At 40.0% G+C, this 26,596-nt stretch carries 25 protein-coding genes, 1 pseudogene and 2 riboswitches; of the genes and pseudogenes, 22 read left to right on the top strand and 4 right to left on the bottom strand.

Annotated features, from left to right (window positions below; genetic code table 11):
* Positions 1 to 73: 73 nt before the first annotated feature.
* The gene (locus F4694_RS05920; protein ID WP_179595958.1) at positions 74 to 442 is read left to right on the top strand and encodes a CidA/LrgA family protein; all 369 of its coding nucleotides are present in this window, start codon (positions 74 to 76) and stop codon (positions 440 to 442) included.
* Complete coding sequence (locus tag F4694_RS05915; protein ID WP_257029141.1) at positions 442 to 1,134, top strand: LrgB family protein; 693 nt, start codon at positions 442 to 444, stop codon at positions 1,132 to 1,134. Before F4694_RS05920 ends, F4694_RS05915 begins: the two co-directional genes overlap by 1 nt.
* Positions 1,135 to 1,485: 351 nt before the next feature.
* Here the strand turns inward: F4694_RS05915 and F4694_RS05910 are convergent, their stop codons facing one another.
* Positions 1,486 to 1,794: a hypothetical protein gene (locus F4694_RS05910; RefSeq protein ID WP_179595956.1), complete on the bottom strand. Its 309-nt coding sequence runs from the start codon at positions 1,792 to 1,794 to the stop codon at positions 1,486 to 1,488.
* Between the two features lie 395 nt (positions 1,795 to 2,189).
* Here F4694_RS05910 and sstT point away from each other — a divergent pair, with 395 nt between their 5' ends.
* Positions 2,190 to 3,428 carry a serine/threonine transporter SstT gene (sstT, locus tag F4694_RS05905; protein WP_179595955.1) on the top strand — a complete coding sequence of 413 codons (1,239 nt, stop codon included), beginning with the start codon at positions 2,190 to 2,192 and terminating at the stop codon, positions 3,426 to 3,428.
* Positions 3,429 to 3,587: 159 nt separating this feature from the next.
* Positions 3,588 to 4,025: a universal stress protein gene (locus F4694_RS05900; RefSeq protein ID WP_179595954.1), complete on the top strand. Its 438-nt coding sequence runs from the start codon at positions 3,588 to 3,590 to the stop codon at positions 4,023 to 4,025.
* Positions 4,026 to 4,078: 53 nt separating this feature from the next.
* Here the strand turns inward: F4694_RS05900 and F4694_RS05895 are convergent, their stop codons facing one another.
* On the bottom strand, positions 4,079 to 4,645 hold the full coding sequence (locus tag F4694_RS05895; protein ID WP_179595953.1) for an HAD-IA family hydrolase: 567 nt from the start codon (positions 4,643 to 4,645) through the stop codon (positions 4,079 to 4,081).
* A 440-nt stretch (positions 4,646 to 5,085) separates the two neighbouring features.
* On the opposite strand from F4694_RS05895, the gene F4694_RS05890 reads away from it, so the two are divergent.
* The 16 genes from F4694_RS05890 (at position 5,086) to F4694_RS05815 (ending at position 23,143) form a co-directional block, all read left to right on the top strand.
* Positions 5,086 to 6,222, top strand: coding sequence for a Gfo/Idh/MocA family protein (locus F4694_RS05890; protein ID WP_179595952.1), 1,137 nt, complete (start codon positions 5,086 to 5,088; stop codon positions 6,220 to 6,222).
* A 177-nt stretch (positions 6,223 to 6,399) separates the two neighbouring features.
* Positions 6,400 to 6,511, top strand: a riboswitch (TPP riboswitch).
* Between the two features lie 101 nt (positions 6,512 to 6,612).
* Positions 6,613 to 7,419, top strand: coding sequence for a hydroxyethylthiazole kinase (gene thiM / locus F4694_RS05885; protein WP_179595951.1), 807 nt, complete (start codon positions 6,613 to 6,615; stop codon positions 7,417 to 7,419).
* 12 nt (positions 7,420 to 7,431) lie between these two features.
* Positions 7,432 to 8,238, top strand: a complete 807-nt coding sequence (gene thiD / locus F4694_RS05880) for a bifunctional hydroxymethylpyrimidine kinase/phosphomethylpyrimidine kinase (protein ID WP_179595950.1) — start codon at positions 7,432 to 7,434, stop codon at positions 8,236 to 8,238.
* Positions 8,239 to 8,247: 9 nt separating this feature from the next.
* On the top strand, positions 8,248 to 8,907 hold the full coding sequence (gene thiE / locus F4694_RS05875; protein ID WP_179595949.1) for a thiamine phosphate synthase: 660 nt from the start codon (positions 8,248 to 8,250) through the stop codon (positions 8,905 to 8,907).
* 246 nt (positions 8,908 to 9,153) lie between these two features.
* Positions 9,154 to 9,261, top strand: a riboswitch (TPP riboswitch).
* Positions 9,262 to 9,339: 78 nt separating this feature from the next.
* Positions 9,340 to 9,849 (top strand): energy coupling factor transporter S component ThiW, encoded by a 510-nt coding sequence (gene thiW, locus F4694_RS05870; RefSeq protein WP_179595948.1) that lies wholly within the window; start codon positions 9,340 to 9,342, stop codon positions 9,847 to 9,849.
* A 15-nt stretch (positions 9,850 to 9,864) separates the two neighbouring features.
* Entirely contained in the window at positions 9,865 to 10,950 is a 1,086-nt protein-coding gene (locus F4694_RS05865) for a LuxE/PaaK family acyltransferase (RefSeq protein WP_179595947.1), read from the top strand.
* Entirely contained in the window at positions 10,947 to 12,395 is a 1,449-nt protein-coding gene (locus F4694_RS05860; protein WP_179595946.1) for an acyl-CoA reductase, read from the top strand. Before F4694_RS05865 ends, F4694_RS05860 begins: the two co-directional genes overlap by 4 nt.
* Before the next feature lie 9 nt (positions 12,396 to 12,404).
* A complete protein-coding gene (locus F4694_RS05855) occupies positions 12,405 to 13,148 on the top strand; it encodes an ABC transporter ATP-binding protein (RefSeq protein ID WP_179595945.1) in 744 nt (247 codons plus the stop codon).
* Complete coding sequence (locus F4694_RS05850) at positions 13,145 to 13,888, top strand: ABC transporter permease (protein WP_179595944.1); 744 nt, start codon at positions 13,145 to 13,147, stop codon at positions 13,886 to 13,888. The genes F4694_RS05855 and F4694_RS05850 overlap by 4 nt, the downstream gene beginning before the upstream one ends.
* Positions 13,889 to 13,902: 14 nt before the next feature.
* Positions 13,903 to 14,910, top strand: a complete 1,008-nt coding sequence (locus F4694_RS05845; protein WP_179595943.1) for an ABC transporter substrate-binding protein — start codon at positions 13,903 to 13,905, stop codon at positions 14,908 to 14,910.
* A 9-nt stretch (positions 14,911 to 14,919) separates the two neighbouring features.
* Positions 14,920 to 15,690, top strand: a complete 771-nt coding sequence (locus F4694_RS05840; RefSeq protein WP_179595942.1) for a 3-oxoacyl-ACP reductase — start codon at positions 14,920 to 14,922, stop codon at positions 15,688 to 15,690.
* Between the two features lie 273 nt (positions 15,691 to 15,963).
* Positions 15,964 to 16,350 carry a heterocycloanthracin/sonorensin family bacteriocin gene (locus F4694_RS05835; protein WP_179595941.1) on the top strand — a complete coding sequence of 129 codons (387 nt, stop codon included), beginning with the start codon at positions 15,964 to 15,966 and terminating at the stop codon, positions 16,348 to 16,350.
* A 174-nt stretch (positions 16,351 to 16,524) separates the two neighbouring features.
* Positions 16,525 to 18,444, top strand: coding sequence for a putative thiazole-containing bacteriocin maturation protein (locus F4694_RS05830; protein ID WP_179595940.1), 1,920 nt, complete (start codon positions 16,525 to 16,527; stop codon positions 18,442 to 18,444).
* Positions 18,441 to 20,387, top strand: a complete 1,947-nt coding sequence (locus F4694_RS05825; RefSeq protein ID WP_179595939.1) for a TOMM precursor leader peptide-binding protein — start codon at positions 18,441 to 18,443, stop codon at positions 20,385 to 20,387. Before F4694_RS05830 ends, F4694_RS05825 begins: the two co-directional genes overlap by 4 nt.
* Before the next feature lie 22 nt (positions 20,388 to 20,409).
* Positions 20,410 to 21,987: a SagB family peptide dehydrogenase gene (locus F4694_RS05820; RefSeq protein ID WP_179595938.1), complete on the top strand. Its 1,578-nt coding sequence runs from the start codon at positions 20,410 to 20,412 to the stop codon at positions 21,985 to 21,987.
* A 205-nt stretch (positions 21,988 to 22,192) separates the two neighbouring features.
* Positions 22,193 to 23,143, top strand: a complete 951-nt coding sequence (locus F4694_RS05815; protein WP_179595937.1) for an MBL fold metallo-hydrolase — start codon at positions 22,193 to 22,195, stop codon at positions 23,141 to 23,143.
* 121 nt (positions 23,144 to 23,264) lie between these two features.
* On the opposite strand, the gene F4694_RS05810 is transcribed toward F4694_RS05815, so the two are convergent.
* Positions 23,265 to 23,921, bottom strand: a complete 657-nt coding sequence (locus F4694_RS05810; RefSeq protein ID WP_179595936.1) for a hypothetical protein — start codon at positions 23,919 to 23,921, stop codon at positions 23,265 to 23,267.
* Positions 23,922 to 24,098: 177 nt separating this feature from the next.
* On the opposite strand from F4694_RS05810, the pseudogene F4694_RS05805 reads away from it, so the two are divergent.
* Positions 24,099 to 25,315 (top strand): annotated as a pseudogene (locus F4694_RS05805) (translocation protein TolB).
* Positions 25,316 to 25,382: 67 nt separating this feature from the next.
* Here F4694_RS05805 and F4694_RS05800 read toward each other — a convergent pair.
* Positions 25,383 to 25,946 carry a DUF421 domain-containing protein gene (locus F4694_RS05800; protein WP_218895527.1) on the bottom strand — a complete coding sequence of 188 codons (564 nt, stop codon included), beginning with the start codon at positions 25,944 to 25,946 and terminating at the stop codon, positions 25,383 to 25,385.
* 152 nt (positions 25,947 to 26,098) lie between these two features.
* On the opposite strand from F4694_RS05800, the gene F4694_RS05795 reads away from it, so the two are divergent.
* Entirely contained in the window at positions 26,099 to 26,551 is a 453-nt protein-coding gene (locus tag F4694_RS05795) for a DMT family transporter (protein ID WP_179595935.1), read from the top strand.
* Positions 26,552 to 26,596 lie beyond the last annotated feature (45 nt).

Raw genomic sequence — 26,596 nt, 5'->3', positions numbered from 1 at the left:
CCATTATCCTATTCTTAAAAAAGGCTTTTGAAAGAGTTAACCCAACTCTTTTTTTAATAGAAAGGATTTTACGATGAAATTAACGGTTATTGTCCTACAGGTATTGTTCATACATGTGTTTTTATTTTTAGGTGCTGCGTTAAAGGAAGTGATTCCGCTCCCGATACCAGGATCGATGTTTGGTTTGATTCTCCTTTTTCTCGCACTTTATTTTAGAATTGTAAAGCTGGAATGGGTAGAAAAAGGGGCAAAATGGCTAATGGCCGAGCTGTTATTGTTCTTTGTTCCATCAGCAGTTGGAATCGTGAATTATGACGAAATTTTAAGTCTGCAAGGAGCAGAAATTGTGCTATTGATTGGAATCAGCACCGTGATTGTTTTAGGGATGACGGCTCTTGTAGCAGAAAGAATTACTGGCAGAAAAAGAGGTGAGCAGCATTGATGATGATTTTGTTTACTGTTCTTACATTTATTATTTACCGGTTAGCGAAGTTGGTTTATTCCAAATTTGCCGTAGCAGTCTTTCATCCGTTGTTGCTTGCACCTATTCTATTAATCCTGCTGATTAAAGGTGTGAATGTTTCAGCCAATCAATATCTAGATGCGACCAAATGGCTCACACATTTATTAGGACCCGCGACAGTTGCATTTGCTGTTCCGATTTATAAGCATTTACCTACGATAAAAAAACATATGGGAACGATTATGATTAGTATAACAACAGGAACGTTGGTGGCGATTTTTTCGACCTTCGCCCTCTCAAAGATGATTCATTTAAAATCTGACTTTTTAACTTCGATTCTCCCAAGATCGATTACGACGCCAATTGCGATTGAGGTTTCAAAAGAAATTGGCGGACTGCCAACTCTTACGACAGTTTTTGTCATTATCACAGGTTTAATGGGTGGTGTAATGGGACCTTCCGTCATCAAGTGGCTGTCAATAAAAACACCTATCGCAAAAGGGCTCGCTCTCGGAATGGCTGCACATGGTGCAGGGACCAATAAGGCCATGGAATATGGGGAACAAGAAGCTACATTTTCGTCCTTAGCGATGATTTTCGCCGCTTGGATTACACTACTTTGGGGAGTTCTATTAATTCCAGCATTGATCCATATGAAGCCTTTATTCTAGAAGATCATCAAAATAACAAAGCCATCCTCAATGGGGGATGGCTTTAAGGCGCTGTTATGATTCATTTTTGATTTTTGTGTAGGTATGAGAATTAATAGGCGGAGAATTTCCGGTTAATGGATAAAGAGGAAGCTTAAGGAGCAGATATAAGCGGAGATATTCCGGTTAACTTCTATAAAGAGAGACAAATCCAAAGATTTGGATCATATAACCGGAAAAACTCCGCTTATTTTTAAGGAAATATGGGTATTTCCCAATATAGCCGGAATTTTTCCGTTTATTTTTCAAACACAGTAAATCATCATCAGACTTTAACCAAGCAAAAAATATTAGACTCGGATACCTGCTAGTTTATTTTTTTTCCACTTTTACTAACCCTTTTCCAAAATTATCTTTCTCAAAATAGCAAATAACCACATCACCAACTTGAATTTTTTCACTCGATGTGATGCTTTCAGCAGAAAATTCAATCTTGGTTCCATCTTCACTTTGCCCATAAAATTGATCTTCTTTAATTTGGCTAATTTTGTATTCAACCATTTTGTATTCAGAATTTTCATTGTCTAGATTGGTAACAGGAGTGCTGGTTTGGGATTTTATGATCATTAGCACGGTTAAGATAGATACGAGTATTCCAAGGATGATTATTTTTTTGAACATATACGACTAACCTCCCATTAGTATTTTAAGAGATGTTGGGGGAAAGTAAATCCTACTATTTTCCTTTAGTCTTTCTACCTATAAAATTATTTATATCTAGGGTCTAACACTTCAATAATAAAAAGCGAACGATTTAATACTAAATTTAATCAATATGCAGTAAAAGACGAACGAATATAAAATAAATCTAAATATTGTTCATATATTATTGCTAAACGACTATGATGTTGTTATACTAGTCTAAACGATAAACTATTGTAATATATCTAAATATTCACTATAATTCTATTTATTAATATTTAATCGGGTAATGAATTATTAGATACCTAGGAACACACCTAATTGTTTCTAAGTCCGGTGAAATTTGATTGACTACAAGTAGGAGGGATACATCTATGAAAAACTTATTGAAAAAGTGGAATCAAATCAGTCTGGTTAAGCAAATATCTATTGGTCTACTAATTGGTATTATCCTGGCTGTCGCGATTCCTGAAGTAGCAAAACCAGTTATCATTTTAGGGTCATTATTTGTTGGAGCATTAAAAGCTATTGCACCAGTACTAGTTCTTTTCTTGGTTATGTCAGCAATAGCGCAGCACAAGAGTGGGCAGCAAACCAATATGAAATCGATTATATTCCTATATCTTTTAGGGACATTTCTTGCTGGGTTAATTGCTGTTATTGTTAGCTTTATTTTTCCTGTAAGTATTACTCTTACAAAGGGTGCAGGGGATGTGACCGCTCCAGGTGGTGTAGTCGAGGTTCTAAAATCATTACTGATGAACGTTGTCGATAACCCTGTAAATGCGATTGCAAATGCAAATTATATTGGTATTTTAGCTTGGGCAATTGTTCTAGGGTTGGCTTTAAAAAGTGCCCCAGAATCAACTAAAACCTTGATTACTAATTTTTCAGATGCAGTATCGAAAATGGTGACATGGGTCATCAAGCTGGCACCGCTAGGAATTATGGGTCTAGTGATTGATTCCATTACAACAAATGGACTTGAGTCACTCTTAAGCTATGGAAAATTACTTGTCATCCTGATTGGATGTATGCTTTTTGTGGCATTCGTTGTCAATCCACTTATCGTATTCGTGAACGTACGTCAGAACCCTTATCCACTTGTTTTAAAGTGCCTAAAGGAAAGTGGTATTACTGCATTCTTTACACGTAGTTCTGCGGCTAACATTCCGGTAAATATGAAATTATGTGAAAATCTAGATTTAGATAAAGATACGTATTCTGTATCGATTCCATTAGGCGCCACCGTCAATATGGCTGGTGCAGCGGTTACCATATCAGTCTTAACCCTTGCAGCGGTTCATACACTGGGCATTCAAGTGGATATTCCTACAGCGATTCTCCTCAGCGTCGTTGCAGCTATTTGTGCGTGTGGAGCTTCAGGTGTAGCCGGCGGCTCACTATTATTGATCCCGCTCGCTTGTAGCTTATTCGGAATTCCTAATGATGTAGCAATGCAGGTAGTTGGAGTAGGTTTTGTCATCGGTGTTTTACAAGACTCCTTTGAAACGGCACTTAACTCCTCAACGGACGTCCTTTTCACAGCAACAGCTGAATATAAGAAGAGGATTAAAGAAGGCAAAAAGGTCAATATCAAAAAAGTTGCATAACAAACAGATAAATCCCTTTTGTGAACACAGGTTAGACCTGTCTCACAGAAGGGTTTTTTTAATTGGAACAAAGTTGTCACTATCTCACTGCCACAAATTAACAACACAGAAGTATAATAAAAGTATAAGAAATAGTTTTTTTATGAGAGGATGATAGAAATGTTAACGGATTATTCAAGAATCGTTGTTGCATATGATCATTCGGAATTAAGTAAAAAAGCATTGAAGATGGCCATGAATTTAGCAAAGCAGGATAAACAAATTGAATTGTTGGTGGTTATGGTCACACAACCTGATAGACCTATGGTTTACTCCTATGGTTATGCATTTGAGGCCTACCATGAGAAGCAACGGGAAGAAGTAAAAGCCATCCGTAATGAGCTTGAGCAAGAATTAGAGTTGCTGCCAAATAAAACTAGAACATTTGCGATAGAGGGCAATCCAGGTCACATGATTGTGGAATTTGTGAAACAAAATGACGCGGATCTTGTTGTGATGGGAAGCAGAGGATTAAGTGGATTGAAGGAACTATTCTTAGGAAGTGTCAGCCACTATGTCGTACAAAAGGCACACTGTCCCGTTTTTATTGTGAAATGACTATATGAAAAAAGCTTTTAGAAAAAGTCCAATAGGACTGATTCTAAAAGCTTTTATTTTTGGAAAACCAAAGGCATAAATTCAGCATAGCTATTAAGGTGAAAATCTGCTTCGATGTTGCGGTTTTGAAAAGCAACTGTTTTAATTCCAAGTTGTCTAGCCGGAAGTAAATCCAATTCCCGGTCACCCACGACCAAGTCGATGTCATACTTTTTCAAGACAAATTCATAAGAAGAAGGATGGGGTTTTCTGTTGAATCCTTGTTCTTCAACAGAAACAATCTCTGTAAAGTATTTTGATAAACCGTATTTTTCAAGCAAGTAGTCAGCCGATTCTCTGTCACGATGGGTCACAATAATATTGTTATCAACCGCTGCTAAAACTTCTGTTAAATGGTCAAAAGGCTTACTCGCTTTTGAGTATTGAATATCTAGCTGTTTATACTCGTCACGTCGGTCTTCATTGATCCCAAAATGTTTAAAAGCCGTTTTCGAATCGACTTTTAACCATCGTAAGACTTCATTGCGGTCAAGGTCACGCTGACTTAATCTAACAAAACCCTCCACCAGGGCTGGATATGTATCAAAAAGCGTACCATCAAAATCCCATAATATATTCATCTTATATCCCCTCATTTCAAAAATAATCTTTAAAAGTATTACTTTATCATTTTCTAATCTATAAAACCAGCGAGGCTCGTAGCACGCGGTGGAAATCAAAGGAGGAAGTGGGAAATATAGGTATAAGGTAGGTAGGACAAATAAGGAGATTGACACATTTACAGATAATTCAAAAAACAATAACATTAATATGTAATCGATTTCAAAAACTTAGATATCTTGTTACCTTTGGCTAAGAGCAACGCGCTATTATTAAAAATTGTTTAATAATAGTGCGCTACACACAAATGTAATCGATTACATTTGTGTTATCAAGATACCAAAACTTAAGGTGGGTAAGGTAAATCGTTTCGAAGGGAGGAGTACATAACTCTAGAGTTAGTACAAAGTTAATGAAGCGATGGTAGTAGGTTTTAAACAATGAGGAGGAGTATGTGGATATGAAGAAAATAGTATGTGTTTTCATTTCGACGGTTTTATTGACAGTGCTACTTGCAGGTACGATTAATCCTGATGTGCCTTCAGCAGCACAAAACAATACAAAGGTACGTCTTGCGCTTGTGGGTGCTTGGCATGTACATACGAAAATGTTTATTGAAAAAATAGCTAAACAATCGGCTGGAAAAGTTGAATGGGTAGCGGTTTGGGACCATGATGCTGAACGAGGTAATAAATATGCAGAAATGCTTGGTGTTCCTTATGAATCTGATTATCAAAATATCCTGGATAACGAAAACATAGATGCGGTTATGATTGAAGCCGAAACTAATTTACACAAAGATCTTATTATCCGCGCTGCAAATGCAAAAAAGCATGTTTTTACAGACAAAGTCATAACCACTACTGTTAAAGATGGTTTAAGTGTGAAAAAGGCGGTTGAAGAAAATGGTGTAAAACTGGTAGTCTCACATGAATCCTTACCTATTGGTTCATATCAATATGCTAAGAAATTGGTTGACGAAGGAAGTCTTGGTGATATTGTTGCCATTAATTTTAGGCGCGCACATGGTATGGCGAAAACAAACAATCTGCCTGAAACCTGGTATGACAAAGATGTAGCAGGAGGCGGGGCCTTAATTGACCTAGGCGTACATGGTATGTCTATGCTTACTTATCTTGCAGGAACACCAACGAAGGTTTCGTCTTTTATGGAAAACTGGACAGATAGAGAAGTTGAAGATAGTGCAACAATCATGCTTGAGTTTGAAAATAATGCTATCGGTACGGCACATACGAATATGGTTACAAGCATAATGGAAAATTCATTAGAAGTAATCGGAACAGATGGGATCCTAGTAGTCTTGGGTGTGGAAGGTAGAGAATCTGTTTATCTAAATTCTAAACATATTTCGGGGATGGAAACAGGAATGAATTTGATTGAACCGACTGTGTATGGATCGGATGGTTCAGTTCCAATAAACTTATTTATTGATTTTGTTTTAGATGAGTCCAATAAGGATCAGTATTTACCTGGATTTGATATAGATACTGCGCTAACAGTTGTTGGTATTGCAGAAGCTGCCTATAAATCTGCTAAAACAGGAGGAAGTGCGGTTAAGTTTAAAAAATCTTGGTAATGCCAAAAGAAAACAGTAATTAATTTCATGCAGCTTAAAATATTGTAAAAAAGGCAATTTTAACCTGTGGTTAAAGTTGCTTTTTTCTTTAATTTTCAAAGGGACGTAAAATTTTATTGGTAAAAAATACTTTACATATAGAAATATGTAGACTAACATAAAAATAACTTCATACGATTTAACTACTAGGGGTGCCCGGAACTTGGGGCTGAGAGAAAAACGTTACGTTTTTTAACCCTTCGGACCTGATCTGGATTATACCAGCGTAGGAAAGTAGCCAAGTGAAATTACCTTTTTCTCTAACTATTAAGCCAGGTCCTATTTTAATGGATCTGGTTTTTTTATGTTTAGAAGACTAATAGGTGAATGAAAAAGATGGGGGTTGTTGTGATGAATCATCACGAAGTAAGTTCTATTTTACAAAGGGTTAGAGATGAAAACCCGCTCGTACATAATATTACCAATGTAGTGGTCACCAATTTTACCGCAAATGGTCTTTTAGCACTTGGGGCTTCACCCGTAATGGCTTATGCTCCAGAAGAAGTAGCGGATATGGTGAGAATTTCACGTGCGCTTGTACTGAATATCGGGACCTTAAACAAGGACGTGGTCAGCTCGATGATCTTAGCTGGAAAAACAGCCAATGAGCTGGGAATTCCGGTCATCTTCGACCCTGTTGGTGCAGGAGCCACCCTGTTCCGTACAGAAATGGCACAAAAAATAATTGAAGAGGTGAAGATATCAGTTATTCGCGGAAATGCCGCAGAAGTCGCCAATGTTCTAGGCGAAAAGTGGGAGATCAAGGGCGTGGATGGCGGTGCACGTCAGGGAAGCAATGTCGAATTGGCTGTCACCGCTGCACAAAAGCTGCATACCACTGTCGTGATTACCGGGAAAGACGATGTACTGACAGATGGGAAGACAACGTATTTGGTTTCCAATGGTCACCCTCTGTTAACAAAAGTGACAGGAACAGGCTGTCTGTTAACCTCTGTCATCGGAGCCTTTGCGGGAGTGGAAAAGGACTTACTGCTTGCTGGGGTGTCGGCGCTAACCTTTTATGGAATTGCAGCGGAGAGTGCATTCGAAAAGGCGGGTGATTTGGGACCTGGTAGCTTCCAGATTGAATTTTTAAATCAACTATCACACGTTTCTTCTGAGGATATTCAACAATTAGCGTCATTCAAACAATTATAAGGAGTGGACATTATGAAAAAAGCATTAACGATTGCTGGTTCTGATAGCGGTGGCGGTGCAGGCATTCAGGCAGATTTAAAGACTTTTCAAGAGTTAGAGGTTTTCGGGATGTCAGCACTGACAGCTGTTACTGCTCAAAATACTTTGGGGGTTCAAGCCGTCTATCCGATGACAGCTGAAGCCGTCAGCAAGCAAATACAATCGATTGGCGAAGACATGGGTGCAGATGCCGTTAAAACAGGAATGCTGTTTAATGCAGAAATCATCCAAACTGTTTCTGAGCAAATAGAACACTATAACTGGAGAAATGTCGTGGTTGATCCCGTTATGATTGCAAAGGGCGGGGCGTCCCTGCTCCAACTTGAGGCCATTACCTCATTGAAAAAGTATTTATTACCGCTGGCGATGGTGATCACACCGAACATTCCTGAAGCGGAAGTTTTAACAGGGATTTCCATTCGAACAGATGAGGATAAAGAGGAAGCCGCTAAATATCTTTATAACTTAGGTGTTAAACATGTGGTCATAAAGGGCGGGCATGATGATGACCGTGATGTGTCGGTTGATCTTTTATATGATGGGAACGAATTTAAGACGTTTACGAGTAAAAGAATTCCGACAAAGAATACTCATGGAACAGGGTGTACATTTTCAGCGGCTGTTACCGCAGAACTAGCCAAAGGGTTAAGTGTTAATGAAGCTGTATCAAAAGCGAAGCATTTTATCCAGGCAGCCATTGAGGATCAGCTTCTAATTGGTCAAGGTCATGGACCAACCAATCATTGGGCATATCGAAAAAGAATGGTGGCGATGAGGTAGGTGACCAGCATGAATATTCGCAATAGTGACTCTTTAAAAGAGACATTGAAAGTTTACTTTATCATGGGCAGTCCCAACTGCAAGGAAAATCCAGCTCGGGTTTTGGAGGAAGCGATTGAAGGTGGAATAACGCTTTTTCAATTCCGTGAAAAAGGTATTGAGGCTTTAACAGGTGATAAAAAAGTTGAACTGGCCAAGGAACTTCAGCAAATATGCAGAAAGCACCAGATACCTTTTATCGTGAATGACGATATCGATTTGGCTATTGAACTTAACGCAGACGGTGTTCATATCGGGCAAGAGGATGAGCCGGCAGCGGAAGTTAGAAACAAGATTGGCCATGAAAAAGTTATTGGAGTTTCTGTACATAGTTATGATGAGGCAATGAACGCATTAGAGGGTGGTGCTGATTATTTTGGCATCGGGCCCGTTTTTCCAACGAAAACAAAAGCAGACGCCAAACCTTCAAACGGAACGAAGCTAATAGAAGAACTAAGAGACAAGGGAATAAGTATTCCGATTGTCGGAATTGGCGGAATCACTGCGGAAAACGCAGGGTCTGTTATCCAAGCAGGTGCTGATGGAGTTTCGGTCATTACCGCGATTAGCCATGCAGATTCTGTTACAGAAGCAGCAAAAAGCTTAAAAAGAAGGGTTTTTGAAGGTTAGAAGTTTTGATCCTATTCTATGAAGCCAAAAGTCAGGTCAGAAATCTTAAAAAAGGACTCATGAAGGGTTTATGAGACCAAAACGCGTTTAAGAAAGCTGTAATTAGGACTCATGAACGGATTATGAGACCAAAACTTATGTAAGAAATCTAAAAAAGGGTCCCATGAATGGTCTATGTGGCCAAAACTCATGTAATAAGGGTCCCATGAATAATCTAAGAGGCTATAGCTTTTTATTAAAATTTCATACTAGCACTGGGGGAGCCGAATCTGGCTGAGATTAGACTATTAAAGGTCTTAAACCCCTGAACCTGATCTGGGTAGTACCAGCGTAGGGAAGTGAACGATACGTCCATGAACTGTTTGAACCATAATGGAATGTATTAACCCGTAATCCCCCAGTGCTTATTAAAAAATCGGAGGGATTTTTTTTATGAGAAAAACGCACAAACTCACATTGACAGCGATGATGATCGCGATTGGTACACTCTCTAGTAATTTATTGTTTATTCCGGTAGGGTTCACAAAGGTGTTTCCGATTCAGCATTTCTTGAATGTTTTGTCTGCAGTCTTATTAGGACCGGTTTATGCGGTTGCCCAGGCACTATGTGTCTCAATCCTGCGAAATATCATGGGAACTGGATCGGTTTTTGCGTTTCCAGGAAGTATGGTGGGTGCCTTGTTGGCAGGGCTCCTCTTTATGAAGACGAGAAAGATTTATATGGCTTTTTTCGGTGAGGTTATCGGAACGGGCATTCTTGGCGCGATTCTCTGCTATCCAATCGCCACTCTATTAATGGGGCAGGAAGCTGCCGTATTTGGATTTATCCCGTTATTTATATTTAGCTCGATTGCGGGTGCACTGATTGGTGCCATTATCCTATCAGTCTTTTTAAAAAAGAAGGTTGCTATATTTACTCAAAACGGATCGACTTTGAAATAGAAAGGAAGTACCATCGTGGAACAGCAGCAAATCATAAACCAACTACTTACTATTCTACAATCTGATTCGCTATCAAATGATGAATTTAATCAGAATGCCTTACAACTATTTGCTTATCAGTTCACAAATAACCTTCCATATCGGAAGTTCTGCCAGCAAAAAGGCAAAACCATCCGGACGGTAAAATCATGGAAGGACATTCCAGCGGTGCCGATTAATGCATTTAAAGAGGTGGCCCTGACCTGTACGCCGCCAGAAGAAGCAGAAAGGTATTTTATGACAAGCGGCACCACACAAGGTGTAAAAGGGAAGCATTATCATCCGACCTTACAAGTATGGAATCTATCGATGAAAACCTATTTTAAACGGCGTTTTATGAAAGAAACGGAAAAAATCCGCATGGGTATTCTGTTCCCGACGGAGGAAGAAATGCCTAATTCCTCATTAGCTCGGTATTTAGCGCTGGCGAAACAGGAGTTTGGTACGGAGGAGAGTCACTATCTTCTAGGTGATAATGGGATTGATCTTGAGAGGGTGATTCAAGAATTGGAACAGGCAGAACACTCAGGTGAACCTTTTGCATTGTTAGGTGCCTCATTCAGTTTTGTTCATCTGTTCGAAGAACTCGCAAAAATCGGCCGCAGCTTTCAGTTACCGGCTGGAAGTAAGATTTTAGATACAGGTGGATTTAAAAATCAGTCAAAAGAATGGGAACTGGACGAGTTTTATCACGAGTTATCGAGAGTGCTAGGTGTTCCGAGAAAAGATTGTATCAATATGTACGGTATGACGGAGTTAAGTTCACAGCTCTATGACGCTGGAAATGAACAGGTTCCATCTATTAAATCCGGTCCTCATTGGCTGAAAACGAGAATTATACATCCGTTAACCGGTGAAGAAGTCGCTGAGGGGGAACGTGGGGTTATCGTCCATTGTGATCTGGCAAACTATAATTCTGTCAGTTCAATTTTGACCGAAGACTTAGGTATGAAAGTTGGTGAGGGGTTCCTTCTTTTGGGCAGGGTCCAAGGAACTGAGGCAAAGGGATGTTCAATTGCCGTTGAGGAATTTATTAAGGCAGCCACGGAGCCAACACGATGAGAGAAAGAGTTGGATACCTTCCTGATATCGGAGAAGAAATCATAGAAACCAAGATTCTTACCTTTACCAGAAAGGGTGAAGTGCTTGAGGTAGAAGCTCCACTACTTACTATGAAGCAAATGCAATTGGTGACAGAAAAGGTTAAAACAGCAAGTTCAGAAGTATTAAAAAACATGAGTATCACTGAGATAATTTCGATCATTGACACCGCCATAGAAGTTCTGCTCGATCGTCATTCAACCTACCGGAAAAAAGCAGAAATGCTGCTGCCAATTGTTACCGGATACGATAAAGAAATGATTCGCCTGGGGCTTACTTCCTTTTTAAAAAAGTTCCGCAAACATGAGCTGCAGCGCTTCGTGGTCGAGGACTTAGGAAATCCTTTGCTGCTAGATGATTTCCAGCCTCGTGTAAAAAGAGGATATTCAAAAGCAGTGGGACCAGAATTGATTCTCCATGTATGGGCAGGAAATGTACCCGCACTCCCCTTATGGAGTCTGATTTCAGGGTTATTGGTTAAGTCTGGCAACATTGGCAAGGTATCGAGTGCCGAGCCGTTGTTTGCTGGCTTGTTCGCACAGGTTCTAGTCGAAGTGGCTCCCCAATTAAAAGACTGCCTGGCGGTTGTCTGGTGGAAAGGAGGAGATGAGGCACGAGAAAAGGAGATTTTTAGATATTCAGATGTGGTCGTCGGCTATGGAAGTAATACTTCGCTAGAATCCATGAGTCGAAGAATTCCCGTCACCACTCGTTTCCTGCCATTTGGACATAAAGTCAGTTTCGGGGTAATTAGTAATGCTGCTCTAGACTCACGGAAAGCATTAACCACTGCTCATCATGCTGCATTTGATATCATCCAATTTGATCAACAAGGCTGTTATTCCCCGCATATTTTCTATGTTCGAAAAGGGGGTAATGTAACACCGGCCGAGTTTGCGCAGTATCTTGCACAGGAGCTGGAAAGTTATCAAAAACGTTACCCGAGGCGCACTCTTACCTTAGAAGAAATGACAGCAGCCGTCCATTGGCGTAACCAAGAAGAAGTAACTTCTTTTTCAAATCCTGCGAAACAAGTATTTGGTCAAACGGATCACCATTGGACCGTTGTTTATGAAGAGGGTGCTGCGTTCTCACCAACTTGTTCCAACCGTACGGTGAAAGTTATTGCTTTTGATGAGATAGAGGACATTTTGCCAAGTATGCTGCCCTATCGGAAAATCTTGCAGAGTGCTGGTATTGCTGCCGCTCCGAAGGAACTGTTTCGATGGGCTGAAAAGTTTGGGAATATCGGTGTAACAAGAATTACTGCTCTAGGTAAGATGACTTCTCCTGAAGCAGGCTGGCATCATGATGGCGGGTTTAATTTACTAGATTTGGTTCAAATGGTTGATATTGAGCATTCAGCGGAAGAGTATGCGGAGTATTTTGCAGCTTATGTTGATTAGGAGGCAGAAATGGCTTATTTGAGTTTACAAGATGTTCGTTACAGCTATGCAAAAAATAACCTGATTGTCGATTCCGTTAGTTTCGATGTGGAAAAGGGAAAGTTTCACAGTTTACTAGGTAAAAGCGGCTGTGGAAAAACCACGCTATTAAAGCTGGCGGCAGGATTATTAACACCAAATGAGGGTTCAATTCTGTTACAAGGTGAAAGAATAAAACCTTCAGAAAAAATAGGCTTTGTATTTCAGTCACCAACTTTATTGGAATGGAAAACAGTAATAGATAATGTTCTTTTACCCGTTTCTCTTAAACATAAAGTAACAAAAGAACATGTAAAAAAAGCAGAATCCCTTTTGGATTTAATGGGACTGTCTCATTTAAAAAAGGAATACCCAGCTCGTTTATCTGGCGGACAACAAAGTCGTGTATCGATTGCTAGAGCGCTCATGGGATCGCCGACCCTGCTTTATATGGATGAGCCTTTCTCAGCTCTTGATGCCATCACAAGAGAGGAGCTTCAAGATGATCTTCTCCGGCTCTGTGAGCTCCATCAAATGACGGTGTTATTTGTTACCCATGATATTTCAGAAGCAGTCTATTTGTCAGACAGGATTGCAGTTATGGATAAAGGGAGAATTATTCATGAGTTTTTTGTTAATATACAAGACCGGCACACACCAGATAGTCGATATTCCGGGCAGTTTAGTCAGCTTTGCCTGGAAATCCGAACAGCCATAAGTGGAGGACTGAGATGAAAAAAGGTTCGATTTATTCCTGGTTATTATTCATCTTGATTCTATTACTCTGGGAAATGCTGGCCAAGCAAATGTCCGAGCTGGTACTTCCAGCACCATCCGTTGTGTTCAACACACTGATAGAGGGATTAACGAGCGGTTACTACACTCCCCATATTCTCCGAACAAGTTTGGAGATTGTCATCGGCCTTTTTCTCGGGAGTTTGTTAGGAATCCTTACGGGCATTTGGATGGGTGAAGTGGAGTTTATTCGAAAGCTATTATTTCCTTATGTGATAGCTAGTCAAGCTGTTCCCAAACTGGCACTGGCACCATTATTTATTCTTTGGTTTGGTTTTGGAATGACATCAAAAGTTGTCATAACCGGTTTAATTTGCTTTTTCCCGTTAATGGAAAATACCGTTACCGCCATTCAATACACCGATCCAAAAAAATTAGAATTGTTTCGTGTGTTAGGGGCCAACCGATGGCAAACCTTGTTTAAATTAAAAATACCTGCTGGGCTGCCTAGTATCATGGCTGGTTTTCGGGTTGCTGTTGTCCTCGCTGTTGTCGGTGCCGTAGTGGGTGAATTTATCGGAGGCAGTGAGGGATTAGGTGCTTTGATTATTGCTTCACAAGGGATGATGGACACACCTTTAATGTTTTCCGTGCTTATGTTAATTACGTTGATTGGAACCTTTCTCTATCAACTCATTTATTTTATAGAACGTCGCTTATTTAAATATAGAAAACAGTGAGGAGTTTAGTACAAATGAAATTGAAACGAAGTATTACAGCAATTGCCATGGTCCTAATCTTGTTGTTAACGGCTTGTGGTTCAAAAGACACTAAACAGCAAGCCACAGCGGGAACAGAGTTGGACACAGTAAAAATCGCGAGCTGGAGTCAGCCGATTTCAGAACAAACGAACCTGCTTGTCAGCGATGAAAAAGATTTTTTTAAAAATGAAGGTTTAAATGTTGAATTTATTCCGGGTGCAGGCGGCGGTGATGCCATTAAAAATATCCTTACTGGTAAGGCTGATATTGCCTTTACTGATCCAGGTTCGCTCTATTTTGCCTTAAACCAAGGGGAGAATTTAAAAGTCATCTATAATATTTATCCTCAAAACGTATTTAATGTTGTTTCTTTAAAGGAAAGCAACATCACGAAACCTGAGGATTTAAAAGGGAAGAAGATTGGAGTATACAGCCTTTCTAGTGGTACTAGGCAAAATCTTCTTGTTCTATTGAACCAAGCTGGCCTATCCGAAAAGGACGTTACGATTGTTGAAACAGGTCTCTTGAATTTTGCCCCGTTAATGCAGGGGCAGGTCGACGCAACAGCAGCCACAGACACTGGCTTAGTGACAGCAGCAGAAAAGGGATTGGCGGATGTTAATGTACTGGAGGTGAAAAATTATCTTAATATCCCTAGTGATATCTTCGTGGTTTCAGAAAAAACATACAATGAAAAAAAGGATATGTTGAAAAAGTTTGTTAAAGGCTATCAAACGAGTGCGGAGTGGATGATCAGCCAGCCCGAGGAAGCTGCTGCTTTAGCAGCTAAACATGCGATTGATGGCAAGGATCAAAATCATAATTTAGAAATTATTAAACTGCGAAACGAAGCCGGTACTTCAAAGGCTACAAGCGAAAGAGGCTTAGGTGCATTAGAAGTGGATGTTTTGCAGCAGGGTGCTGATATCTATCACGAGCTTGGACTAATTGATAAGGAATTACAAATGTCAGAATTTATCGTTGAAGACTTTACGAAATAGGGTGAGCTTGTGAAAAAATTTGAGAATAAAACAGTATTAGTTACTGGTTCAAGTAGAGGAATTGGTGCAGCCATCGCAAGAGGTTTTGCAGTAGAAGGTGCCACGGTCATTGTTAATTATCTTCAAAATGAAGAAGCTGCAGAAAAAACAGTGGCTTCTTGTCTTGAGCTTGGTGGTGATGCTTGGGCGATTCAAGCAGACGTTACGTCTGAATCGGATGTTAACCGTATGATGAATCAAATTGAGCTAGAAGTAGGCAAATTAGATGTAGTCGTCAATAATGCCTTTAAACCCTATGTCTTTAATCCCGAAACCCGAAAAATGTTCTCGCAAGTAAAATGGGAAGACTATCAGGAACAAATCGATGGAGCAGTAAAATCTACTTACTATGTATGTCAACAAGCCGTCCCCTTAATGAAAAAACAAACCAGGGGAAGCATTGTTAATATCGTAACAAACTTAGTACAACGCCCCCTCATTCCTTATCATGACTATACAACCGCTAAATCTGCATTAATTGGGTTTAGCCGCAATTTAGCCGTTGAAGTTGGGGCATTCGGAATTCGAGTGAATTGTGTAGCACCTGGTTTGGTGTATCCAACCGACGCAAGCAGAGAAACGAAAGAAGAAGTAAAAGAAATGATTATTTCTCAAACACCGCTTAGGAGAATTGCACAACCTGACGATATTGTCGGGCCTGTCATGTTCTTATCTTCGGAATGGAGTCAGTTTATGACAGGGCAGACACTGATTGTCGATGGCGGGCTGGTAATGAGTTAGGTAAGTCTTTCAAAATTATGTAAATGATTAGTAGCATATTCGGGGCCCTATAGCTGGGGCCTCTTTTCCTATTTTGGCTGAGAAAATTCTTTTTTCGTCCTTATAGTTTTTTTGAAACTTCATAAATAGGCTTTTGTATTAGTAGCAATACCCAGCCATTATACATATTTTGTTGGAGAAGGTATAGCAGTGTATTTACCTATATTTCAGGATTGTTCTGTGCCCGTTTCCTGTAGCTGCGCCCTTTTTTTAAAATATAAGGAGGTATATAGAATGAATGATTTCCAAAGTCAACTCCAGGGCTTAAGTCTTGGGGATTTCCAAGCAACCGAGGCAGTTCCTTTTGACCCAAGCATGTACTACACTGATCCAAATCGATTTGGTGGTCTAGGCGGTATTGGTGGTTTAGGCGGTGTTGGCGGTATTGGTGGTATTGGTGGTATTGGCGGTATTGGGCGATGTTTTAGTTGCTTTAGTTGCTTTAGTTGCTTTAGTTGCTTTAATTGCTTCCACAATTGCTTCCACAATTGCTTCCACAATTGCTTCCATAATTGCTTCCATAATTGCGGTGGACATCGTTGCCATAATTGCGGCGGAGGACACAATTGCGGCGGAGGCGGTCATCGTTGTGGTGGCGGAGGCCATCGTTGCGGCGGTTGATAACAATAGATTTTTAACAAAGACTCCACCTAGAAATGGAGAGGAGAAGAGCCCTTGCAGTTTTTGCAGGGGCTTCTTCTCTTCAACAATTAACATAAGGGACAAATTGCAGTACATAGGATGATAGTGATGATAATTAAAAATGAAGTATGCTAAGGCTAAGGAGGAGCGGAAATGACAAATATGAACCCTTCTGTGCGTCTGAAGGTGAAAAGGGACACGTTTTTTCTCCCTGATCCAAACAGTGGTGTGTATTTTCGGAACAATATAAGCTCATTTCGTATGGAAGGCAGTATGATCGATCAATGGGTTGAAAAGCTGATACCAATGTTTAATGGCGAGTATACCTTGGAATATTTGACCAACGGATTGCCGGCGGCATACCGAGATAGAGTGTTTGAAATTGCAGAGGCACTATATCGAAATGGGTTTGCTCGAGATGTTAGCCAAGACCGTTCCCACCAATTGAAGGAACATGTTCTAAAAAAGTATGCATCTCAAATTGAATTTGTAGACAATTTGGTTGATTCGGGGGCGTTTCGTTTTCAGATCTATCGTCAGGCAAAAGTGTTGGCAGTAGGCTCTGGTCCTTTTTTTGTTTCATTGGTTTCTTCCTTACTTAATTCTGGATTGCCCAAGTTCCATATGCTAATCAATGACCGGGTTCAAACCAATAGAAGGCGGTTGATGGAAATTGTGGAACATACGCGTAAAACAGACGCTGAAGTGGAGATGGAAGAGGTCACACTAAACCAGCAAGGGGAAATTTCCTGGGAGGAGATTATAAGACCGTTTGACTATATTTTGTATGTGTCACAAAAGGAAGATGTAGAGGAACTCCGGCTTCTACATAGGGTTTGCAGGGAAGCGGGTAAAGCGTTTCTCCCTGCTATTTGCTTAGAACAGGCGGGTTTAGCGGGTCCGTTAGTGTATCCAGACTCAGAAGGGTGCTGGGAGTCTGCATGGCGGAGTATTCACCAATCAGCTCTCTTTAAAGACCAGCCATTATCCGATTTTTCTTCCACAGCTGGAGCTATGCTGGCTAATGTTATCGTATTTGAGTTGTTTAAAGACGTTACGGGTGTGTCCGAAAAGGAGCAGAAGAATCAATTCTTTCTTCTAGATTTGGAAACGTTAGAAGGAAACTGGCACTCGTTTATGCCTCATCCATTGGTAACAGGACGGTCAACAACTAGATTGGTAGAAGATATTGATTTGCGACTAGCAGACCGCATGGAGAGTGTCGATCCAGGTAAATTACTTTTTTCCTTCAACCAGTTGACATCAAAGGTAACAGGGATTTTCCATATTTGGGAGGAGGGGGATTTAGGGCAGCTTCCGTTAGCTCAGTGCCGAGTTCAGGTATTCAACCCATTGGCAGATGGACCAGCTGAACTAATTGAAGATATTGTCTTATCAGGTCTGACACATGAGGAGGCAAGAAGGGAAGCAGGTTTATCAGGAATCGAAGCGTATGTTTCACAACTAGTGGGTCTGCTCGACCTACCTCCGGAAGTTGAAGTTGGAGCTGGTGAAATGTTCGCGGAAAGTGTTTGTAGAGGATTGCAAAGATGTTTGGACCAAGAGTTAATCAAACAAAGCCTTGAACAGAAATATTCAGTTTCGAAGGTACAATTGAGTACGGTAGAAGATGAACGCTGTCGGTTTTATTTGCAGGCACTGACCACGTTGCAGGGAGCACCAACTATAGGGATAGGCGAGGAAGTATCAGGATTCCCCGTGGTGTGGATTGGTACAAATGACGGATGGTATGGCAGTGTTGATTTGAATATTACTAGGGCTTTACGAAATGCCCTTCAACAGGCACTTACCAAAATCCAAAATGAACAAGAAATCGTTACTGCCCGATCCTTGGAAGTTTCGTCCATGCTTTTAGATGAAAAAGTTCCGCTGAGCGTTGAAATTCCTGCTTGTGAAGAGAGGATACAATCCGAGGACTTGCTGAGCGCTATGGAAATCTTGGAACAGAACGGAAAGCAGTTGTTTGTATATGAATTAGAACTAGAACCCTTTTTGAAAGAGGGATTGGCAGGGATCTTTGGCGTATTGGTTCAAGAGGAGGGATTAAGGTGAGTGCGGTCGTTTTGGTTGTTGGTGAAGGGATGCTGGCAGACCACATGTGTGAAGAAATGTCATCTCAATACTTGGTATTTCGCCAATCCGATTTCGGAGCATTAATACCGGTCGGGATTGATTTGGCTTTAGTTTTACATGATGCATGGAATCCGTTTATTCATCAAAAAGCTGAAGAGGTGTTTCGCCAAACCAACACTCGTTGGCTGCGAGGCTTTGTTAATTTTGGAGAGGGGATTATTGGTCCTTTGGTTCACCCAAATCGGTCAGGATGCTCTCAATGTGCTGAATTGCGGCGTCATATTACAAGAACCGACCGCACAGAAGTATGGGAGCTACAAAAGAGGTTAGAGTTATCTGGAGGAATAAAGCAGGAAGCTTGGGCGACGCGCTCGGGAATATTACAGATGGCCCACTTAATTGGGGCGGAAGTACAAAGAATTATGCAGGGTGATGAGGCTTACTCGGAGGGAAGGGTATGTTATATTAACTTGAAAACATTGAAAAGTTCTTGGCATAGGTTTCTGCCAGTTCCCTTGTGTCAGGTGTGTAGTCAATTACCCGACGATTCACCAACTCTGGCTCAAATTACACTGCAACAAAGTCCCAAGGTATCCAGCGACAGTTATCGCAGCCGTTCGTTAGATGACCTGAATAACGTTCTTGTTAAAGACTATCTTGATGATCGAACAGGCCTTTTGAATGATAAAATGGTTAACCTCGTGCACACATTTGCTGATGTAAGTGTCAATTTACCTATGTTCGAGGGGGACGAGGGAACAGCAGGACGGACTAACTCCTTCGCTGTAAGTGAGTTAACAGCTATTTTGGAAGGGTTGGAGCGATACTGTGGACTAAAGCCCCGTGGCAAAAAGACAGTGGTACATGATAGTTATAACCATTTGAAAAATCAAGCACTCAATCCGATAGAGGTTGGTGTACACGCCAAAGAACAGTATGAGAGACCTGGTTTTCCGTTTACAGAATTTGATCCAGATCGCCCGATTGATTGGGTATGGGGATATTCACTTTTACAGGAACGTCCGATACTTGTTCCAGAGTTGCTTGCCTATTACAGTTTGGGCTGCGGGTCACGTGGATTTGTATATGAAACTTCCAATGGATGTGCGTTGGGGGGAAGTCTGGAAGAAGCCATTTTCTACGGTATTTTGGAAGTGGTGGAACGTGATTCGTTCCTGATGACTTGGTACGCGCAGATGTCCCTACCACGTCTTGATCCAGCCTCCATTGAAGACGAAGAGCTTAAGTTAATGATTGAACGAATGCGTGCGGTCGCGGATTATGATCTATATTTGTATAACTCTACGATGGAGCATGGGATTCCAAGTATTTTGGCCATAGCGAAAAACAGAAAAGATAAAGGGATGAATCTTATCTGTGCGGCCGGATCTCATTTGGACCCGGTACGGGCGGTGAAAACGGCGGTTCACGAGTTAGCGGGTATGATGCTGTCTTTGGATGAGAAATTAGAGGCGCACCGGGAGGAATATGTGCGAATGTTGCATGATTCTACCTTGGTGCAACAAATGGATGACCATGGCATGCTGTACGGTTTGCCGCAATCAGAAGAGCGTCTGCAATTTTTGCTTGACGAAAATCGCCCAATGCGACCATTTCACGAGGAATTACAGTGGAAGTCAAAACATTTAGATCTTACTGAGGATCTTCAGGATATTCTTCAAGTTTTTCGGCGAATAAATCTCGATGTGATTGTGGTTGACCAGACGACACCGGAAACAATCCGAAACGGGCTCTATTGTGTAAAAGTACTAATACCGGGGATGCTGCCGATGACATTCGGACATCACCTTACTCGCATAACAGGGCTGGAAAGAGTGTTCAGGGTACCTATGGAACTAGGATATTCAAATGAACCGCTGACAGCCGAACTGCTAAATCCACATCCTCATCCGTTTCCATAAGCAGTCACTAGGAGGATAGAGTATGATTCTTGATGAGTTTCTGCACAATTTACATTTTGACATTGAAAAAGCAAGCATCCCGAATTGGGAAGTGGATTGGGAAGATGGACCACTTCCTTATAAACTATACCGCGGATTGCCTGTGGTCCCATTATCTTTAGAAGTACCACTGACACTTGAAGGACATAAACAACCCTTAAAGCCTGACCTGCGTCAAATGGGGCATTTTCTTTGGTATGTTTATGGCCTTACTCAATTTAGCCAAATGGTCTTTAACTTGGATCCTTCAAAGAATACAACAGAACGAATGCAATCAAACAGGAGGTTTGCTCCCTCGGGCGGAGCTCTGTATCCAAATGAATTATACGTATATTTGAAAATCGAGGATTTGCCATTTGGTGTGTATCATTATGATGTGGCACACCATCGCTTAGCATTACTGCGAGAAGGAAATTACGATTCCTATATTGCCAGGGCTCTTGGTAATCGTTGTGAGATTTCATCATGTTTTGGGACGGTTTTTGTAACGACCATGTTTTGGAAAAATTTTTTTAAATACAACAATTTTGCCTACCGACTGCAGGGGTTGGATGCGGGTGTTTTAATTGGACAATTATTGGAAGTATCGAAACGATTTGGCTTCGAATCGGGCGTATACTTCCAATTTCTTGACCGGGCCATGAATCATTTACTTGGATTAACTGAAAAAGAGGAGAGCGTGTATGCTGTCATTCCTCTATCGGTGGAACCTACTATTTGGTCAGCCAATGGGGGTGAAAAAGACAGAATTGTTACTGCAGATGAGTTAAGTCGAGAATTGACATCGATTCATCCAAATCATTATGTCCGGTCCCAAAGGGTCAAAGAGTATCCGATGTTAACCAAGTTAAATGAAGTGTCCATGTTGGATTCTACAACAAAGTTTCCTTTGATCATGGCGAAGGAAAATGTAATTAGTGAGGGTCAAGCCGTATCTTTGCCTCATGCTGAGAGGCTCCAGTATGATCTGGGATCTGTATGTCGAAACCGATTTTCTCCAGATATGGATTTCATATTGGGAAAGGTAAGTCAAGTCGAACTGGCAAATCTGCTACACGAGGCAACGGATTCCTTTTTGTATCGAAATGATTTGGAGGTTGTCCATCAGAAGCATAAGCCGCGTGTGTCACTGAATGTCTGTTTATATAATGTTGAAGGAATTCCTAATGGTGCGTATCAATACGACAGCACTGCTCATGTATTACATCCGGTCCAACTAGGAGATCATCGACTCCTGCTGCAATCTGGTATGTCGTTATATAATGTAAATTTGCTCCAAGTGCCACTGTGCATACATGTCACTGGAGTTAAGGATTACTTTAAAACTACACTCGGATACAGAGGATATCGAATCCAACAAATGGAAGCAGGGATGCTCGTGCAACGATTACTCTTATCAGCAGTAGCCAGTGGAATGGGTGGGCACCCGCTCCTCGGATATGATTCCAACCTGTGCGATGAAATTTACAAGATGGAACCACAAGGAAACACCAGCTTAATTCAAATTCCGATTGGTCCCCATCGACATCGTCCTTGGTTATTGGGAGGTTTGTGTAGTTAATAGCTTTACAAATAAAAATCAACTTTGTTAAGCAGCTTAAAACTTCAAAAGTAAGGAAAAAATATATAATTGAGAAAAGGTTTATGAGGAATAACAGACGAATAAATAAGTAACGGCATTTCTACTAGTTACATAGAAATGTCGTTATGTTATTACATAGTTTTAAGAAAAACAAACATTAGCAAGATAGAGGAGGTTCAAATAGATGGACCAGTACCCACCGCTAATTAAAATCTCGGAGGATATCTATCAACTAGTTGTTCGGTATCCGTTTGGAATGTTTGAAATGAACAGTTACTTAATCCGAGGAGAAAACGGCTTTACCATCGTCGATACAGGTAGTGAGGCACTAGAATCCATCGAACTATGGGAGAAAACATTAGCATCAGGAATCATTGTCGAAAAATTAGTGTTAACTCATGCCCATCCAGATCATTGTGGACTTGCTAGATGGTTTCAGGAACAACATCACATTCCAGTCTTTATTTCAAGTTTAGGTTACCAAGAATTACAGAAAAAACGAAACAATAATAGGGTTAATTGGCTTCACAGTTTCCTAACATCACATGATTGTCCAGAATTAACTCAAAATATGGGGAACTCGGAAGAGGCGGCATATGAATTTGAACCTGATGGAGTATTTGAAAACCAGCAACCTATCAAACTAGGAAATGATACGTATGAAACCATTTGGACCCCAGGACATTCTTATGACCATTTCTGTTTTTATAACGCAATTCAGCAGGTAATGCTGACAGGGGATCATGTGTTAGCTGGACTTTCACCGATCGTAGCGCTATGGACAGAGAACGATGAGAATCCAATAAAAGATAATTTTTCCTCTTTAGAAAAATTAAAAGCATACCCTACCAAGCTTGCACTTCCTGGTCATGGTGAACTTATTTACAACTTGAACGAACGGATAGATGAAATGATAAAGAGTCACAACTATCGCTTACAGCAAATCTTAAATTTTGTTGGAAGTGATGAAAAGACAGCGTGGCAAGTTTGCCAGGACATCTACGGTTCTCTTAGTAATACCAAATTCTTTGCTCCTCTTATGGCCACGATAGCAAGACTTATTTTCCTTGAAAAAAGCGGGGAATTACATAGTGAGTTGAGAAGCGGGAAATGGTACTTTCAGTCGAAGCAGTAAAAAGTAAGCATTATAAAAAACAAGTCTGCCCCCGATTTACGGAAGCAAGGGGGACTTGCTTTTTTGAAAATCTATTTGTTTACATCCGCTCTTTATTCGATATTGAAAGAGAGGTTGACTTTTATTTTGTTACATAGAAAATAGTTTCAAGTTGTCCATCAGGCATTGTTCTATGTTCTACGTTTGTAACATTTAATTTATAAGTTGATGCAATATAAGCAATAGCAGTATTGTCGAACCAAGGTTGCATACCAACTGCATAAATCCATCCTGCATTTTGTGATGTGTTTACAGAACCTTCAGTAGTATATTGACCTTGTGATTTTGCCCAAGTAATCCAATCTTGAGTCATAGTTTCATCTGTCCACTCTATTGGCTTTTCAATATCTACTTCAGGCTTTTCAATATCTACATTATCAGATAAAATGTGATATTCTACCATAAGATATAATTCATTGGTTTCTTTATCGAAAGATAACACACTAACCTCTTCACCTACATAACCAATATCATTTGAATTATAACCGTCTTTAAACATTCTTAATTGCTTTTTAGTAATATGATTATCCTCAACATTCGTTACATGAAAAATCTCATAATTTTCATCAGCATTTACCCAGCTTAAAAAATTATCCCCTTTGAAAGCTTCATCCACTTTCCAAAAAAATGCATTACCAGTTGGATCAACAGTTTCACTAGAACCTTTAGCAAAACCATTTCCTGCAAAACCTGTTAGTAAAATTGCTGCCACAGTTAAACCTGTTAATAATTTTTTCAAATGGGTAAATCCCCCTTATGCTTTGCACATTATACTTTGTATTGTATTATCTCTCAACCACATTCTTATTATTATATTTACAACGACAGTTTTCTAATTGTGGTAGCTAGAAGCATTGATTGTAAGTAAGAATTCTCACTCATGATCAGGACATCCTATAAACAGGAGGGATAGATCATGTGTTTTCGAGTACTATTATTATTCATCTTTATCTGTTTTCATTTTTCATCGTTGGCCAGTGCTGACGTTCCACTAACGGCAGCATTTATCCGTGACCATCAGCTTTGGATCAAAAAAGAGATCAAGAAGTCCAACTCACAAAAGGACAATATATACTTTCTCCAAAATGGTCATAAGATGGACGTTTTATTGCGTATCTTGATGGCGATGAGCAGGGAGAGAAATCAAATTTATACATTTATGACACAAAGGAAAAAGAAAGCTTCCAGCCTTATGTAACCATTGAAACATCCGATTTTAAGTGGTCGCCGGTAAAAAATCAACTAGCCTACAATTCACGCGGTATATTAAATGTTACAAAAGAAAAGAATGGCCGGCCGCATGGATTTGAAAATGTTTCCCTAGGTGTTAGTGATTTTGAATGGTTTCCGAACGGGAAAGAATTTATTGTTTCCTCACAATCTAATTTACTTCCTACGGGATGGGGACCTGTCCCCCTGTTTAGAATTCCTGTAGATGCCAATCTTAATACAGAGAAAATGAAGCCTTTTTATACGATTCAAACTGATGAATCCGATTTGTTTGCGATATCTGCTGATTATTTTAAATGGAGTTTTGATGGAAAGTGGGTTAGTTTTTTAGCAATGCCTACTGCTTCCTGGTCCAATGATAGCAATACCTTATGTGTCTTATCTTCACAAGGAGATCAATTTCAAGCGGTTGGAAAAATGCTATGGTACAAAGATTGGATCAAGTGGTCAGCTTCAGCTAATCAACTCGCCTATATTTCAGGAGAAGGCAGATTTTTCGTTGATAACAAAAAAACGAAAATTGCTGAAATGCCAAGTTCATTACAACAAAAGGAATATACTCCTAAGGGCTTCGTTGACCTTGATTTAGAATGGTTCTCTCCAGATAACGTGATTGTAGCACGTGCAAAAGAGAATAAGGAGTGGCACGAAGGACCTGTCCCTACCATGTTTACTGCACTCTATTCCATTAATATTAAATCAGAAGAACAACAGCAGATTTCCTTTCCAAAGGAGAATGAACTGGATGTTGATCCTCAGGTTGTTGGGTCTCATATTACTTGGTTACGCAAAAAGGGCAGGGAACTTAAAGGGGATGTGTGGATAAAGAATGCTTTAAATAATAAAGAACAGATATGGCTGAACAATGTTGATGATGCTCCAGTGTTTTTTACACAGAAGTAATGATCTTCGATCCCCGATTATACAAAAACGGGGATTGTTAGTGCGTTTATGTGACATCACTTTGGTGTTATTTAATATTAGGTATTTTATTGAATAAATTACCTAGTTTTTTTTCTGAACTTGTTTGTAAATTTTCATTGCGATATTCCCCAATCATTTCTACTAACTCTTTACGCGTCACTGGCTGGGTATGTTCCATTAGTTCATAACCTAAACCGCCATCTGATTCAATTGTGGCGGTTTTTACATCACTAATATAAGCTATGCCTTTTTGCCGCAATTTCATTTCTAGTTGATCCGTAGTCATTCGTAGTTTTTTTAACCCATCGATGATGATTTTACCATTTTGGATTACTATTGTTGCATTACCCGTTATATAACGATCTAGGATGTCTAACTTTAGTTGAAGGAATTGGACGAAAATTAAATAAAGTACAAAAATAGTTAATATCACTACTATTTGCCAGAATTTATTTTCTTTAATCGCATGTCCCATTGTGGTTCCGATTGCCAAGGTAATGACAACCTCGAGACTTGACATTTGGGCAACTGATTTTTTACCAGCAATCCTAAGGAGTATGGTGCTAATCAAAAGTAAACTGATGGATTCCCATATAAAAGTAATATTCATTTGCCCACCCCAAGCGCTTTTAGTTTATTTTGTATCAATTACATCCTATTCAAACACGATTTCAGATAATGTATTAGTCAGTCAGCTAAAAGCATACTAATTAGTATTAAATGTCCCTTTGGCCTTACCTAAGGGGTTAGGTGGAATCATTCATGTATATGTTTTTTTATTTATTATTAGCCATAATTGGCGGTACTTGTATTGGATTACAAGCCGGGATAAATGGTGTGTTGGGAAAAAAGATTGGAGTAATTGAAGCTTCTTTTGTTTCGTTTTTTATCGGAACGATGATTCTTTTATTACTCGTTATCTTTGCGGGTAAAGGGAACATATTAAATGTAACCAATGTTCCGAAGTGGCAGCTGCTGGGTGGAGCGCTCGGAGTTGCATATGTATCAATTATGGTAGCTATCGTACCGAAAATTGGCGTCGCATCCGCCATCACAGCAGTCATTGTTGGACAGTTAATTATTAGTGTTACCCTTGATCATTTTGGCATCTTCACAAATCAACGAATACCGATTGATTGGTACCGTATTTCTGGATTGTGTTTATTACTCATCTCATTATTATTAATATTTAAAGGTAACATTAAATGGTTTTAAAAAAATAATATATCAATTGCATCATAAATGTCCATCGCCTATGGA

It is taken from the genome of Neobacillus driksii (assembly GCF_013409995.1).
GTDB classification, from domain to species: Bacteria; Bacillota; Bacilli; order Bacillales; family Cytobacillaceae; genus Neobacillus; species Neobacillus driksii.
This window is presented reverse-complemented; position numbering and strand designations above follow the sequence as displayed.

Excerpts from the sequence above, each read along its gene's own strand:
- F4694_RS05850 (WP_179595944.1), top strand. The coding sequence starts at position 13,145 with ATGAAAAAAGGTTCGATTTATTCCTGGTTATTATTCATCTTGATTCTA.
- F4694_RS05820 (WP_179595938.1), top strand. The coding sequence starts at position 20,410 with ATGATTCTTGATGAGTTTCTGCACAATTTACATTTTGACATTGAAAAA.
- F4694_RS05860 (WP_179595946.1), top strand. The coding sequence starts at position 10,947 with ATGAGAGAAAGAGTTGGATACCTTCCTGATATCGGAGAAGAAATCATA.
- F4694_RS05915 (WP_257029141.1), top strand. The coding sequence starts at position 442 with ATGATGATTTTGTTTACTGTTCTTACATTTATTATTTACCGGTTAGCG.
- F4694_RS05855 (WP_179595945.1), top strand. The coding sequence starts at position 12,405 with ATGGCTTATTTGAGTTTACAAGATGTTCGTTACAGCTATGCAAAAAAT.
- thiE (WP_179595949.1), top strand. The coding sequence starts at position 8,248 with ATGAATATTCGCAATAGTGACTCTTTAAAAGAGACATTGAAAGTTTAC.
- F4694_RS05800 (WP_218895527.1), bottom strand. The coding sequence starts at position 25,946 with ATGAATATTACTTTTATATGGGAATCCATCAGTTTACTTTTGATTAGC.
- sstT (WP_179595955.1), top strand. The coding sequence starts at position 2,190 with ATGAAAAACTTATTGAAAAAGTGGAATCAAATCAGTCTGGTTAAGCAA.
- F4694_RS05895 (WP_179595953.1), bottom strand. The coding sequence starts at position 4,645 with ATGAATATATTATGGGATTTTGATGGTACGCTTTTTGATACATATCCA.
- F4694_RS05890 (WP_179595952.1), top strand. The coding sequence starts at position 5,086 with ATGAAGAAAATAGTATGTGTTTTCATTTCGACGGTTTTATTGACAGTG.
- F4694_RS05910 (WP_179595956.1), bottom strand. The coding sequence starts at position 1,794 with ATGTTCAAAAAAATAATCATCCTTGGAATACTCGTATCTATCTTAACC.
- F4694_RS05830 (WP_179595940.1), top strand. The coding sequence starts at position 16,525 with ATGACAAATATGAACCCTTCTGTGCGTCTGAAGGTGAAAAGGGACACG.
- F4694_RS05920 (WP_179595958.1), top strand. The coding sequence starts at position 74 with ATGAAATTAACGGTTATTGTCCTACAGGTATTGTTCATACATGTGTTT.
- thiW (WP_179595948.1), top strand. The coding sequence starts at position 9,340 with ATGAGAAAAACGCACAAACTCACATTGACAGCGATGATGATCGCGATT.
- thiM (WP_179595951.1), top strand. The coding sequence starts at position 6,613 with ATGAATCATCACGAAGTAAGTTCTATTTTACAAAGGGTTAGAGATGAA.
- F4694_RS05815 (WP_179595937.1), top strand. The coding sequence starts at position 22,193 with ATGGACCAGTACCCACCGCTAATTAAAATCTCGGAGGATATCTATCAA.
- F4694_RS05795 (WP_179595935.1), top strand. The coding sequence starts at position 26,099 with ATGTATATGTTTTTTTATTTATTATTAGCCATAATTGGCGGTACTTGT.
- F4694_RS05835 (WP_179595941.1), top strand. The coding sequence starts at position 15,964 with ATGAATGATTTCCAAAGTCAACTCCAGGGCTTAAGTCTTGGGGATTTC.
- thiD (WP_179595950.1), top strand. The coding sequence starts at position 7,432 with ATGAAAAAAGCATTAACGATTGCTGGTTCTGATAGCGGTGGCGGTGCA.
- F4694_RS05845 (WP_179595943.1), top strand. The coding sequence starts at position 13,903 with ATGAAATTGAAACGAAGTATTACAGCAATTGCCATGGTCCTAATCTTG.
- F4694_RS05900 (WP_179595954.1), top strand. The coding sequence starts at position 3,588 with ATGTTAACGGATTATTCAAGAATCGTTGTTGCATATGATCATTCGGAA.